This is a genomic window from Rhizobium sp. 10N414 (assembly GCF_056394785.1).
In genome coordinates, this window is sequence record NZ_JBFTIN010000040.1 from 35,234 (window position 1) to 48,485 (window position 13,252).

General features: G+C 58.7%; 13 protein-coding genes and 2 pseudogenes. 12 read left to right on the forward strand and 3 right to left on the reverse strand.

The window, feature by feature from the left end:
- Positions 1-5: 5 nt before the first annotated feature.
- From AC1DE4_RS26175 to AC1DE4_RS26185, 3 genes are all read left to right on the forward strand, one after another.
- On the forward strand, positions 6-956 hold the full coding sequence (locus tag AC1DE4_RS26175) for a substrate-binding domain-containing protein (RefSeq protein WP_169681548.1): 951 nt from the start codon (positions 6-8) through the stop codon (positions 954-956).
- 58 nt (positions 957-1,014) lie between these two features.
- The gene (locus AC1DE4_RS26180; protein WP_169681546.1) at positions 1,015-1,629 is read left to right on the forward strand and encodes a DJ-1/PfpI family protein; all 615 of its coding nucleotides are present in this window, start codon (positions 1,015-1,017) and stop codon (positions 1,627-1,629) included.
- Between the two features lie 508 nt (positions 1,630-2,137).
- The gene (locus AC1DE4_RS26185) at positions 2,138-2,365 is read left to right on the forward strand and encodes a hypothetical protein (RefSeq protein WP_169681544.1); all 228 of its coding nucleotides are present in this window, start codon (positions 2,138-2,140) and stop codon (positions 2,363-2,365) included.
- A 161-nt stretch (positions 2,366-2,526) separates the two neighbouring features.
- On the opposite strand, the gene AC1DE4_RS26190 is transcribed toward AC1DE4_RS26185, so the two are convergent.
- Positions 2,527-2,907 (reverse strand): hypothetical protein, encoded by a 381-nt coding sequence (locus AC1DE4_RS26190; RefSeq protein WP_169681542.1) that lies wholly within the window; start codon positions 2,905-2,907, stop codon positions 2,527-2,529.
- Positions 2,908-2,973: 66 nt separating this feature from the next.
- Positions 2,974-3,108, reverse strand: a pseudogene (locus AC1DE4_RS26195) (alpha/beta fold hydrolase); the annotation flags it as partial.
- A gap of 190 nt (positions 3,109-3,298) precedes the next feature.
- Between AC1DE4_RS26195 and AC1DE4_RS26200 the strand changes: the two are divergent.
- The 6 genes from AC1DE4_RS26200 (at position 3,299) to AC1DE4_RS26225 (ending at position 9,624) form a co-directional block, all read left to right on the forward strand.
- Positions 3,299-4,894: an ABC transporter substrate-binding protein gene (locus AC1DE4_RS26200; protein ID WP_477883752.1), complete on the forward strand. Its 1,596-nt coding sequence runs from the start codon at positions 3,299-3,301 to the stop codon at positions 4,892-4,894.
- Between the two features lie 67 nt (positions 4,895-4,961).
- Entirely contained in the window at positions 4,962-5,978 is a 1,017-nt protein-coding gene (locus tag AC1DE4_RS26205; protein WP_169681540.1) for an ABC transporter permease, read from the forward strand.
- A 67-nt stretch (positions 5,979-6,045) separates the two neighbouring features.
- On the forward strand, positions 6,046-6,888 hold the full coding sequence (locus AC1DE4_RS26210; RefSeq protein ID WP_169681760.1) for an ABC transporter permease: 843 nt from the start codon (positions 6,046-6,048) through the stop codon (positions 6,886-6,888).
- 10 nt (positions 6,889-6,898) lie between these two features.
- A complete protein-coding gene (locus AC1DE4_RS26215) occupies positions 6,899-7,750 on the forward strand; it encodes an ABC transporter ATP-binding protein (protein ID WP_169681538.1) in 852 nt (283 codons plus the stop codon).
- Positions 7,747-8,505: an ABC transporter ATP-binding protein gene (locus AC1DE4_RS26220; protein ID WP_169681536.1), complete on the forward strand. Its 759-nt coding sequence runs from the start codon at positions 7,747-7,749 to the stop codon at positions 8,503-8,505. The genes AC1DE4_RS26215 and AC1DE4_RS26220 overlap by 4 nt, the downstream gene beginning before the upstream one ends.
- A 60-nt stretch (positions 8,506-8,565) precedes the next feature.
- On the forward strand, positions 8,566-9,624 hold the full coding sequence (locus AC1DE4_RS26225) for a dienelactone hydrolase family protein (protein ID WP_169681534.1): 1,059 nt from the start codon (positions 8,566-8,568) through the stop codon (positions 9,622-9,624).
- Between the two features lie 28 nt (positions 9,625-9,652).
- Here the strand turns inward: AC1DE4_RS26225 and AC1DE4_RS26230 are convergent, their stop codons facing one another.
- On the reverse strand, positions 9,653-10,801 hold the full coding sequence (locus tag AC1DE4_RS26230) for a mandelate racemase family protein (RefSeq protein WP_018858153.1): 1,149 nt from the start codon (positions 10,799-10,801) through the stop codon (positions 9,653-9,655).
- A gap of 275 nt (positions 10,802-11,076) precedes the next feature.
- Between AC1DE4_RS26230 and AC1DE4_RS26235 the strand changes: the two genes are divergently transcribed.
- From AC1DE4_RS26235 to AC1DE4_RS26245, 3 genes and pseudogenes are all read left to right on the forward strand, one after another.
- Positions 11,077-11,817, forward strand: a complete 741-nt coding sequence (locus tag AC1DE4_RS26235; RefSeq protein ID WP_169681531.1) for a FadR/GntR family transcriptional regulator — start codon at positions 11,077-11,079, stop codon at positions 11,815-11,817.
- Between the two features lie 93 nt (positions 11,818-11,910).
- Positions 11,911-12,822, forward strand: a complete 912-nt coding sequence (gene kdgD / locus AC1DE4_RS26240) for a 5-dehydro-4-deoxyglucarate dehydratase (RefSeq protein ID WP_409564081.1) — start codon at positions 11,911-11,913, stop codon at positions 12,820-12,822.
- A gap of 62 nt (positions 12,823-12,884) precedes the next feature.
- Positions 12,885-13,252 (forward strand): annotated as a pseudogene (locus AC1DE4_RS26245) (5-dehydro-4-deoxy-D-glucuronate isomerase); the annotation flags it as partial.

Genomic DNA, 13,252 nt, shown 5'->3' on the forward strand with positions numbered 1-13,252 from the left:
AATGAATGTTGAAGAGGAAATGGGTTGTGGCACTCGCCGCAAGCACGGTGCTGCTCGTGGGTCACGCATTCGGCGCCGACAAGAAAGTGGTGGCAGTGTCGATCCCGGCTGCCGACCACGGTTGGACGGCAGGCATCGTCTATCACGCGCAGGCCGCAGCAAAGGAAATCAATGCCGCGTTTCCGGACGTGGAGGTGGTGGTAAAGACCTCGCCTTCGGCAACGGCGCAGGTGAGCGCGCTTGAGGATCTGTCGGCCGGACGCAAACTCGATGCTCTGGTGATCTTGCCTTACACGTCCGAGGAACTGACGACCCCCGTCAAGGCGGTAAAGGATGCGGGAACCTTCATCACGGTCGTCGACCGGGGCCTGAACGATCCAACGATCCAGGACCTATACCTGGCTGGCGATAACATCGCCGTCGGACGCAACACTGCAAAATTCATGATCGACAAGCTGGGCGGCAAGGGGAACCTCGTCGTGTTGCGGGGAATTCCGACAGTGATCGATGACGAGCGCATTCAAGGATTCCAGGACGCCATCAAGGGCACTGACCTCAAGGTACTCGACATCCAGTATGCGAACTGGAACAGTGATGAAGCCTTCAAGCTGATGCAGGACTATCTGGCCAAATACCCTCAGATCGACGCCGTATGGGCAAACGACGACGACATGCTGCTTGGGGTGCTCGAAGCGGTCAAGGAATCCGGGCGCAAGGATATCAAGCTGGCACTCGGCGGCAATGGCATGAAGGACATCGTCAAGAAGGTCATCGACGGAGACGCCATGACCCCGGTCGAAACGCCATACCCGCCAGCGATGATCAAGACCGCGATCTACATGACGGTCGCCAACTTGGTCGGACAGGCTCCCACCAGAGGAAACGTCAAGCTCGACGCGCCTCTCATCACTCAGGCGAATGCGAAGGAGTATTACTTCCCGGACTCGCCGTTCTAATCATAGAAACAGGGGTGGCAAGGAGCCACCCCGCCGCATGAACAAAGAGGAGTAAATCATGCCAGGCAAGAAGATACTGATGCTGACCGGTGAATTCACCGAAGAGTACGAGATCTACGTTTTCCAGCAGGCGATGGAAGCAGTTGGCCATACGGTCCACGTCATCTGCCCCGACAAGAAAGCCGGAGATCTCATCAAGACCTCGCTTCATGACTTCGAAGGCGATCAAACCTATACCGAGAAGCTCGGGCACTTCTTCACCATCAACAAGACATTCTCAGAGGCGGAGGTGCAGCTAGACCAATATCACGCCGTTTATGCTGCCGGTGGCCGCGGTCCGGAATACATCCGCACCGACAAACGTGTGCAGGCCATCGTCCGTCATTTCCACGAGAAGCAGAAGCCGATCTTCACGATCTGCCATGGCGTGCAGATTCTTATTGCGGTCGACGGCGTCGTGCGCGGGAGGAAAGTCGGTGCGCTCGGCGCTTGCGAGCCGGAAGTCACACTCGCAGGCGGTACCTATATCGACCTTTCGCCGACCGAGGCCTACGTTGACGGCACGATGGTATCCGCAAAGGGATGGACGGCGCTCGCCGCATTTATCCGGGAATGCCTGAAAGTGCTCGGAACAGAGATTCACCACCGGGATGATGTTGCACAGGCAGCGTAACTCCTGCGACCTCTCCATTAGGGTCGCCGTCACTCGGCGGCCCCAAACCAGAAGTTTCACTGCTTCCGATGCACCCTGCGTTTGCGGCCAAGCTTGAAGGGGTGATGCACACTGCGGTCTGCATGGGATCTGTCGAGCTAAGGTTCACGGCCGCTTCTCCGTTCATCGCGCAAGCCGCTGGCCAATTGACAACTCGACATTATTTCTCGAATTTTCGCGTCAACGCGCCACTGGTAAACGCGTCCAAAGGCGGCTGTCGCTCCATGTGGGACCTGGCCCAGCGGTGAAAAGGGTCGTGGGCTCATCCAGCCGTCAAACGCATCCATTGAGGCCGAGTAATTCGGGGCCTCCTTCGGGTGGCTCGCCAGTAGGCGGCTAGGCGACTATGCGCAATGAAGGAGAAAAGTCGTCCGATCGGTGATCCCGCAGGAAATGGGATTTCGTCTGGCGCCCGGGCAAGCAATCTACTTCAAGTGGAATATCGCCCTCACACTCTAGGAAGTCGAGCATGAGCGACGAAGACTTCAAGAGGAATGAATTGGTCGTCCGTGGCGGCCAAAGGATCGCTGTCGGGGACAAATGGCTAGATATTCGCGACAACGGAGGTCCCGTGAGTTTTGTCGATATCATCACTGAAGCGCGCCACAACAACGGAGTCTTTGCCTCGCGTTTGGCTCCGCCATTGTGGACGGAAACAACAGTGGCATCTGCGACATCGCCAGCCGCTTGCATATGAACATGAGCACCGCACAGCTTGCATCGGCTTTTAGGAGATATGATAGCTGATGCCTTGAAGCCGGCGACGTTTCCAAGGCTAACTGAGCTTTGATCTTGGCCACATTACAGCCGGGCTCTCGGAGTCGCGGTGCATTTCCCGGCACCTCTCGATCAAGCGGCTCATCCTGTCTTTGTTCGCATTTGCTGGTCGTTTTGAGAAACCAAAGGTTCGTAACGAAACTTCGACTGCACCGCCATCAGATGTAACGGCAGGTTCAGAAGCGACGGCCTAATCAATCCTCCTTCGAAGGCTACGATCGAGGGACATATCACTCTTCTCGTTCGGCGCGCCATCGCGGCCGCCATCGCCAGGAAATTAGCCTCGGATGCAACATTCACCGGATCTGGGCAGACGCGACCAACGATGCAGTCATCAACAACGGCGGCACCGAGCAGGTCTATGGTCAGTGTCCCAAAAGCTGCCATTGAGTTGAGCGCCATAAAACTCAAAGACGACAGCAACGCCAGCCATGCTGGCATGTCGATGGCGACAGGTGTCACCCGGCACTGCCGGGTGACAGATCGCGCGGCCGACGTGGGGTGAAGGCCGCGGTCCGGTCGATGTGGTCAAGACCTGATGAACGAGAGCAGGTCGGGGTTGAGGACATCTGCATGTGTGGTCAGCATGCCATGGGGGTAGCCCGGATAGGTCTTCAGCGACCCGTTCTTGAGCAGGTCGACTGCACGCGGCACGGAACTTGCCCGCGAGTTGCTCTCCATGCGCTCTTGCTATCGGGAGGTGTTTCTGACCGTCAGGGCAATTGCCGCCCGCTTGCGAAAATACGGATCGCTGCCGTGTGGGCATATCATACAACTTGACTAATGAGATATGATGACAGATAGTATCACCAGTCGATCGGGAGTCGGCAAAGGAGGATTTTCGATGTATCACATGAAGGCAATGATTGCTGCAGCGGTTATCGGCGCAGCATGCTGGAGCGCACCGCTCCGTGCCGAAACGCCGCCAAACATGCTTGTTGTCGGCTTCTCGATGAACAATATCCTGACATTGGATCCGGCGGCCATTACCGGCAAGGAGACGGTCCAGGTTCTCGCCAACATATACGACAACCTGGTTTCACTCGATCCTGTCAACAGGTCCGAGGTCACACCTCAACTCGCGGAGAGCTGGGTCGTCAGCGATGACAAATCGAAGATTACGTTCACCTTGCGAGACGGGGCGACCTTTGCTTCCGGCAACCCCGTCACGTCCGAGGACGTCGTCTGGTCGTTGAAGCGGCTGATGTCACTGAACCTGGCCCAGGCGTCGTTTTTGAAGACCCATGGGTTCACTGCCGCCAACGCCGAGGCAAGCTTCACCGCTCCGGACGTCAAGACCGTGGTCATCACGCTTCCCAAGAAGGTTGACCCGGAACTTGTCATCATGACGCTGGGCATCGTTGGCCCGGGATCGATCTATGACAGCAAGACTGTCACGGAAAATGAAAAGGACGGTGACAAGGGTGCCGCCTGGCTGACGACGCATTCAGCGGGATCGGGACCATTCGTGCTTGGTGAATGGCGCTCGAACGAGCGCGTCGTTCTTGATCGCAACGACAAATACTGGGGCGACAAGCCGGCGATGCGCCGCATCATCATGCGTCATCTGGCTGAATCGCAGAGCCAGCGCCTGATGCTGGAGAAGGGCGATATCGACATTGCCTTCTCGATGTCGGCGGCCGATCTCAAGTCGCTGGAAGCCAACAAGGACGTAAAGATAGAAACAATCGGTGGCAGTGGCTTCTATTACCTTGCGGTGTCGATGAAGGATGAGAAGTTCAAGAACTCGAAGGTTCGAGAGGCGCTTCGCTATCTGATCGACTATCAGGGTCTCGACAAGACTGTCCTGCCTTATTTCGGCAAGCTACGCGATCGGCCGATCCCGAGCGGCATCTTCGGTGCATTGCCTGATGCCGGCTACAAGCTCGATGTCGAGAAGGCGAAGGCGCTGCTGGCCGAAGCAGGCTATCCGAACGGTTTTTCGACGACGCTCCGCGGTATTTCGGACGCGCCGTTCTTGAACCTCGCAACGGCTCTCCAGGCAACACTTGCGCAGGCGGGCATCAAGGCCGAAGTCATCACCGGGTCCGGCGATCAGATTTATGGCGCGATGCGCGAACGCAAATTCGAGTTGCTTGTCGGTCGCGGCGGCGGCGGACAGTTGCCGCATCCCGACTCCAATCTGCGCGCTATCGCCTACAACCCGAACAATTCGGACGAGGCAAAGCTGACAAACTTCCAGGGTTGGCGCACGTCGTTCTTCGACGAGAAGCTGAACAGCATGATCGATGCTGCACAGGTTGAAGGCGACAAGACTGCTCAGACTAAACTCTACGGCGATATCCAGGCGTATTATGCCAACCTCGTACCGGCGATCCAGCCGTTCTCCGAGGTGGTGGATACCGTGGGCGTGCGCGCCGATATCAAAGGGCTGGCGCTTAATCCGTCGTGGTCGACGCAATTGCGTACGGTCACCAAGGAACGCTAGGCCGCCAACACGTGCGACGGGTGTGTCCCGTCGCACATGCCATTTTGTGACTATGAAAGATCCAGCAATGAGCCATGATCGCATCTTTGCCACCGCGCGGCAGGCCGGCACCATTATGGTGACCTTGCTCGGCCTCCTCATCCTGACGTTTTGCATCGGTCGTCTGATGCCGGTGGATCCGGTGAGAGCGATCGTCGGGGAGGAGGCGGATCGCGCCACCTACGAGTTGGTCGCAGAGCGGTTGGGGGTCAATCTGCCGCTTCATACACAGTTCATCCGCTACGTCGGGGACGTGGTGCGCGGCGACTTCGGAGTTTCTATCCGCACGGGGCAACCGGTCATCAGCGACATTGCTCATGTCATGCCGGCTACGATTGAACTTGCCACCTTCGCCATTCTTTGTGGGGCTGGTTTCGGGATACCTCTCGGTATTTTCGCGGCGATCAATCGTAATCGGCCAGCCGATCACATCATCCGCTTCCTGACGCTGATCGGGCATTCAATGCCGATCTTCTGGACGGGCATGATCGGCCTCATTATTTTCTACGCGGTGCTTGGGCTCGTGGGCGGCGGCGGGCGGATTTCCGACTACTATATCGGCCTTGTGCCGGAGACGACCGGCTTCATGCTCATTGACGCGGCGATCGCTGGCGACTGGGAGGTCTTCGGCGATGCGCTCAACCATCTCATCCTGCCCGCCAGCATTCTCGGTTACTCGTCGATGGCTTACATCACCAGGATGACGCGAAGTTTCATGCTCGACCAGCTTGGGCAGGAGTATGTTACGACGGCGCGGGTGAAGGGATTGTCGAAGGGCCGGACGATCTGGCATCACGCCTTTGCCAATATCCGGGTTCAGCTCGTCACCATCGTTGCCTTGGCATATGGCAGCCTGCTCGAAGGGGCGGTGCTGATTGAGACGGTCTTCTCCTGGCCGGGCTTTGGACAATACATCACCAACAACATGCTCATCGGCGATATGAACGCGGTCATGACCTGCGTGCTGCTTGTGGGCGTTATCTTCATCGCGCTGAACCTGCTTTCAGACGCACTCTACAAGATCTTTGATCCAAGGACGCGGTGACATGGCACCAGGACATCTTGAAATGAGCAATCTTGTTTTGACTGAGCGTCGCAACGGACCTGTTGTCATGGCGGCCAGACGGTTCGCCGCGGTCATCGGCGAGTTGCTGGCGAACCCAACAGCTGCCTTCGGCGTCATCGTCGTCGCGATACTGCTGTTGACTGCGCTGCTTGCTCCCGTTCTCGCCAGCCATGACCCCAATGTCGTCGACCTCGGCAACGCTCTCGGCCGACCGAGCAGCCTTCATTGGTTCGGAACGGACGAACTGGGAAGGGACGTCTACAGCCGTCTCGTCTATGGAAGCCGGATCAGCCTGACATTCATTTTCATCGTGTCTATCATCGTTGGCCCGGTCGGACTTCTGGTTGGAACGACAGCCGGATACTTCGGCGGGTGGTGCGATACGGTGATGATGCGCATTACCGATATCTTCCTGTCGTTTCCGAGCCTGATCCTGGCGCTTGCCTTTGTCGCGGCATTGGGCGCGGGCCTGGAGAATGCGATCATCGCCATAGCGCTTACTGCCTGGCCACCGATTGCCCGTCTGGCACGAGCCGAGACGCTGACCTTTCGCGGGGCGGACTATATCGCTGCCTCGCGCATGCAAGGAGCCTCGCCACTGCGAATTATCGTAAAGTCGATCATGCCCATGTGTCTGCCCTCGGTCCTCGTCCGCATTACCTTGAGCATGGCGACGGTGATCCTCACTGCTGCTGGCCTCGGCTTCCTCGGACTTGGCGCGCAGCCGCCCTTGCCCGAATGGGGTGCGATGATGGCGACGGGCCGGCGCTACATGCTGGACAACTGGTGGCTCGTTGCGTTTCCAGGCGGCGCGATCCTGCTTGTCAGTCTTGCTTTCAACCTGTTGGGCGACGGTCTTCGCGACGTGCTCGACCCGAAGCAGAAGTGAGGAACGTCACATGGCCAATCTCCTCGATGTCCGCGATCTACATGTCAGCTATCGCGGCCGCAAAGGTGACAACCCGGTTGTCAAGGGAATCTCGTTCTCGCTCGGGCAAGAGAGGCTGGGTATCGTTGGTGAATCCGGATCGGGAAAATCCACCATCGGTCGGGCGCTACTGAAGCTTCTGCCGACGGCCAAAATTACAGCTGAGCGGATGCAATTCGGTGAAACCGATCTGCTGACCTGCCGCGAGAAAGAGATGTTGCAGGTCCGCGGACGCCGTATGTCGATGATCTTGCAGGACCCGAAATTCTCTCTCAATCCAGTCCACCGGGTCGGCGATCAGGTTGCGGAAGCCTATCGCATACACAGTGGCGCCTCACGCGGCGCGGCCAAGCAACGCACGCTTGAAATGCTGGAGGCGGTGCAGATTCGTGATCCTGAGCGGGTGTTCGGTCTTTATCCGCACGAGGTCTCGGGCGGAATGGGGCAGCGCATCATGATCGCGATGATGTTGATCCCCGAGCCTGAGCTGATCATCGCCGATGAGCCGACCTCAGCGCTCGATGTCACGGTGCGCATGCAGGTGCTGAAGATCCTCAATGACCTGGTGATCAGTAAGGGCATTGGGCTGATCATGATCAGCCATGACCTCAACCTGGTCCGAAATTTCTGTGACCGCGTTCTGGTGATGCGGTCGGGCGAGTTCGTCGAGGAACGGCAGGCGCGCGACCTGAAGAACGCGGAACATCCCTACACACGCGGATTGCTGGCAGCGCAGCCTCACATCGGCGGTGACCGCCGCCCACTGCCTGTCTTGAGCCGCAGCCAGACCATCAAAGTCGCAACAGTTGAGGGTACACCATGAGCGCGATCGAGATTGAGAATCTATCCATTTCGCTCGGCCTTGGCGTTCACGCAAAGCGCATTCTCGGGGGCGTGAACTTCAGCGTCGACAAGGGCGAGTCCTTCGGGCTTGTCGGAGAATCCGGTTCGGGCAAGTCGACAGTCCTGCGGTGTGTCGCCCGCCTGCTGAACGCGTGGGATGGTAGGATTGCCATCAACAACAAAGCCGTCCGCGATACGCCTCAGGACGAATACTGCCGTACCGTCCAGATGGTTTTCCAGGACCCCTACGGATCGCTTCACCCGCGCCAGTCGATCCAAACCGCGCTTCAGGAGCCCTTGCGTATTCAGCGTATGGATCGCCATCAAGAACGCATGGAACAGGCGCTGATCGAGGTCGGGCTCACTCCCGCCTTTCTCCAGCGCTATCCGCACGAGCTCTCCGGCGGGCAGCGCCAGCGCGTCGCCATCGCACGCGCACTCATCCTCGATCCTTCCGTCCTGCTGCTCGACGAGCCAACTTCGGCCCTCGACGTGTCCGTTCAGGCAGAAGTGCTGAACCTCCTCTCCGAGCTTAGAGCACGCAAGGGGCTGACCTATCTCCTCGTCTCGCATGATCTCGCGGTGATCGACCATATGTGCGATCGGCTGGCGGTCATGCAGCATGGACGCATCGTCGAGATCCTGGACCGTGCGGTCCTTTCGACGGGGCGGGCGACCGATCCCTACGCAAGGGAATTGATCCGAGCCAGTGTCGAGTACGACCAGGCCGTTTGAGCTGGCGCCAAGCGGCGCAATCGTGAGGTTGGCAGCGCCGGGCAATACGGATGAAGGCCAATGATCGATCGAGACAATCTTGCTTCCATCGCTCGACGGCATCGCGACACGTCAGCATTTCCGTTGAGGTTTGGCGGCTCTTCAGTCGACTTCGCGACGTGGCGTTCCTCGACATTGGCCTATGTCGTGCAGTCGATCGATCCTGACGCATGCCATGTCGACCGGGTGGAAACGATTGCGCAATGGGATTGCTCGTCTTTTGCCGGCAGACGGCTGAGCCTTCGATTTTCCAATGGCGAGGTGGCTGAGGCCCTTCTCCTTCTGCCACACCAACAGACACCTGCACCAGCCTTGCTGATGTTGCATGATCACGGTGCGACCTTTGATATCGGCAAGGAAAAGGTAGCCCCTGCGCCGTCAGATAGCCCGACGCGGGAAGCAGCGCAGGCGTGGGCAGATCGTTTCTATGGGGGACGTTTCCCTGGAGAGGAGGCGGCGCGGCGTGGCTATGTCGTTCTCAGCGTCGATGCGCTCGGCTGGTCAAGCCGTTGCGGTAACGGGTACGAAGCGCAGCAGGCGCTTGCCGCCAACCTGATGCAGTTCGGCGTCTCGCTCGCCTCAGTCGTTGCCATGGAGGATATCGCAGCCGCCAAATTTCTTGGCGAGCTGCCAGAGGTTGATCGGAAGCGCGTGGCAAGTTTCGGATTTTCCTTTGGCGGGTACCGCGCCTGGCAGGTCGCAGCTCTTTCTGCCGACATTGCGGCCTTCTGTGCAATCGGCTGGATGGGCACCTTGGAGGGGCTCATGCAGACCGGCGGCAACCAGTTGCGCGGCCAATCTGCATTCTACATGCTGCATCCACAGATCGCGGGCAAGCTGGACTATCCCGACTTTGCCGGCCTTGCAGCGCCGAAGCCGGGCTACTTTCTGAGTGGGCGCGAGGACCGACATTTCCCTCCAGCCGTCGTTGAGGCTGCGTTTGGCCGTCTGCGTGAGCTCTGGTCGGCCGGGCACGGGATGCAAAATCTGAAAACAACCATGTGGCAAGGCGGCCACGAGTTTCCCATCCCAGAGCAGGACGCGGCACTCAACTGGCTCGATGCGGCTCTAAGGGGCTGACAAACGACGCTTCGCCAGCCCCTCTTGTTCATGCCACCAAGTTCGCCTCGATGAAGGCGAAGTTGATGTCTTCTCCAAGACCCGGCTTATCGGAAAGGTGGACATAGCCGTGTTCGTCCATGGGATCGACAAGCGCGTTCAGATACTCGAAGCCGTCATCATACTCGAGGAAGGGATGCAAGAGGCCCCGCTCGTACCACTTGGCATTCTTGCTGCAGGCGGCGACGATCAGGTTCGGGGCGCCGTTGCCATGAATTTCGCAATACATGCCGAAGGACTCCGCAAGGTGCATCGACTTCATCGCGGGGCTGATGCCGCCGACATCGTGCACGCCTGTCCGCAGGATGTCGCAGGCATTCGAGGTGATCCACTCGGCGCGACTGAAGTGCTTTCCACCAGCGCTCTCCGGACCAAGAACGGGAATATCGAGATTGGCGGCAAGCCAGGCGTAGGAGGCCGAGCTTTGCTCGTCCATCGGCTCTTCGATCCAGTCGAAGCTCAGCTTTTCCAGGCCTTTGCCAAGTTCGAGCGCCTCGGTCCGGCTATACCAATGAAACGCATCGATCATCAGGTGGATATCGGGACCAACGGCCTCCCGCACGGCCGCGCAGGCCTTCAGATCCATCTTCACATCAGGTGCCCACGAGACCGGAGGCATCCAGGTATGCAGCTTGATACCCTTGTAGCCGCGCTTTACCAGCTTTTCGGCGAAGCGCCCGTAGTCTTCCGGCGTCGCAAGGCCGCCCTCTAGCTCATCGCCACACATGATCGATCCATAGGCCCGCACCTTGTCGCGATAGCCGCCGATAAGCTTGTGGACGGGGATAGCGAGCTTACGTCCGGCGAGATCCCACAGCGCGCAGTCCACGATAGCAAGGGTCCGGTCGGTCAGTTGCGCAGCACTGCCACGCTGCCAATGGGCGAGTTCCTGCCAGAGTCTCTCGCGATCAAATGGATCCTGGCCGATCAGTACCTTTTTGATGAACTTGTCGAGGACATGCGGACGAACGATTTCGGGCGGGGAGAAGCAGTAGCCCTCGGTGCCATCGTCTGCGACGATCGTCAGCAGCGCAAGGTTGACCTTGTGAGCCGGCCCAGGATGCGCATGCCCAGCCGTGTCGGCGTGGCGATAGGTCGTGTGCGCAAAGACGCGCACGTTAATATCGACGATCTTCAAGTCTTCTCCTCCAGGTTCTTTCTGTGTCCGGCCGGTGGCGGAATACGGCAAATGTCGAAGGTTCGATCCACAGTCCTGTCGCGTCATCGCCTGGACTGTTTTGGTGCTGACGTGCGCGGCGATGCCTTTGCCGAAGGCCTCCGGATGCTTACTTGTAATACGGCGTCACTAATGTCATAATATGTCTGACGCGTTCTGGTCAATCGGATTTTTGCAATCTCTTGACAGACGGGCGTCGTTCGGGATGTCTAGATCGACAGAGGGCGGGGACAAATATGGGGCGCAATGTGGTTCAGCAGACGGGGCCAGAGCAACGCAAAAGCGGTGAAACGTTAGTGGAAATGGTGGCGCGCCGCCTGCGCGACGCGATTGCGTCAGGGGCCATGAAGCCCGGCGATCGGTTGCCAACGGAAGGTGGTTTGACGCAGGAATACGAGGTCAGCCGAACGGTAGTCCGGGAGGCGATCGCTTCACTTCGCGCCGACGGACTGGTCGAAGCGCGCCACGGGGTCGGCGTCTTCGTCCTGACGCCTCCGGCCGGCGCCTATGACGGGTTCAAAAGCGCCGATCCCAATAAGATCTCCTCGTTGCTTGAAATGCTTGAGCTGCGGGCCGCGATCGAAATCGAGGCCGCCGGGCTTGCGGCCATACGGCGTTCGCCGGCCCAGGAAGAGGCCATTCTTGAGGCCTATGACGAGATCGAGCGACTGAAGCAGGATCAAAAGCCGACGGTCGAGGCAGATAGGGCGTTTCACCTGGCGATAGCTGATTCCACCAGCAATCCCCGTTTTCGTGAGTTTTTACAGCTGGTCGGCAAGCAGATCATTCCAAGGGGCGTCTTGGCTGAGGGTGATACCGAGAGATCCTCGCAGGAGTACCTGCAGCAGATTCAATCCGAGCATTTGCGAATTGCCCGGGCGATATCGGACCAGGATGAGGCCGCGGCGCGAGAGGCGATGCGTCTCCACCTGAAGGGAAGCCAACAGCGCTACCGGAATTTCATCAAGCGCGGCTGAGTGATCTCAATTATCGTATGATGAGTTATTGACAGTCATCATATCTCTGCTAGTTTCACTGCCATCGACTCTCGTTCTGTCCGGAGGATATCCATGGCACTGGACCCCATTTCTTTGAAGGCTGCTCTTGGAGCTGGCCTTCTTTCTTTCCCCGTCACCCCTTTTAACGACGACGATCGGTTTAATCGGTCTGTCTACGAAGACCATGTCGGCTGGCTTTCCGGTTTCGGCGCGAGTGTTTTGTTTGCCGCCGGTGGTACCGGCGAATTCTTCTCGCTAACCCCCGACGAGGTGCCGGAGGTGGTGCGTGCTGCCAAGGCATCAGCGGGCGCAACGCCGATCGTGTCGGGATGCGGATACGGCACAAAGATGGCCGTCCGGATCGCCAGATTGGCCGAAGAGGCGGGGGCCGACGGCATTCTGCTGCTGCCGCAATATCTTATCGATGCCAGCCAGGACGGCCTGTTTGCACATGTGAAGGCGGTCTGTGACGCGGTCGACATCGGCGTTATGGTCTATAATCGCGACAACGCCATCCTGTCGGCCGATACCCTTGCACGGCTCTGCGAGGTTTGCCCCAATCTGGTCGGCTTCAAGGATGGCTCGGGCGAAATCGGGCTGGTACGACAGATCACAGCAACCATCGGCGACCGGCTCACTTATCTCGGCGGCATGCCGACTGCCGAGCTCTTTGCGGATGCATATCTCGGCGCGGGTGTGACGACCTATTCGTCGGCGGTTTTCAACTTTGTACCGGCTCTGGCACAGGAATTCTACACGGCTCTAAGGGCCGGGAAGACCGAAACTACCAATCGCATCCTGCGTGACTTCTTCTTCCCGTTCATGGAGATACGCAACCGCCGCAAGGGCTACGCGGTATCCGCCGTCAAGGCAGGCGTGCGCCTGCAGGGCTTTGATAGCGGTCCAGTACGCGCGCCCCTGACAGACCTTACAGCAGACGAGGTCTCGATGCTTGAGAAGCTGGTAGCTCCGCACCGCAGATGACAAGCGGCACCGTCAGTATGTCGCTGACGAACTGAGAAACACAGACGGAAGGACGGCTTTTGATGAGCCACACTGATTTTACCAACCGCTATGCGATCGATCCGAAGACGGCCTCACGGTTCAGTACGGAAGAGCTGCGCGAGAATTTTCTGCTGCCACCGCTGTTTCTGGCCGGCCGCATCCAGCTTCACTACACCAATTACGACCGCATGATCGTCGGTGGTGCCATGCCGACTTCGGAAGCGCTTGACCTGGAGACGATCAAGCCTGCCGGGACCGACACGCTTCTGGCCCGGCGCGAGCTGATCGCTGTCAATATTGGTGGTGCCGGCATCGTCGTCGTCGATGGCGAAGAGTTTCAGGCCGGTACCCGCGACATGGTCTATGCCGGCATGGGGGCTTCGGTGACATTCCGGTCCGTATCGGCCGA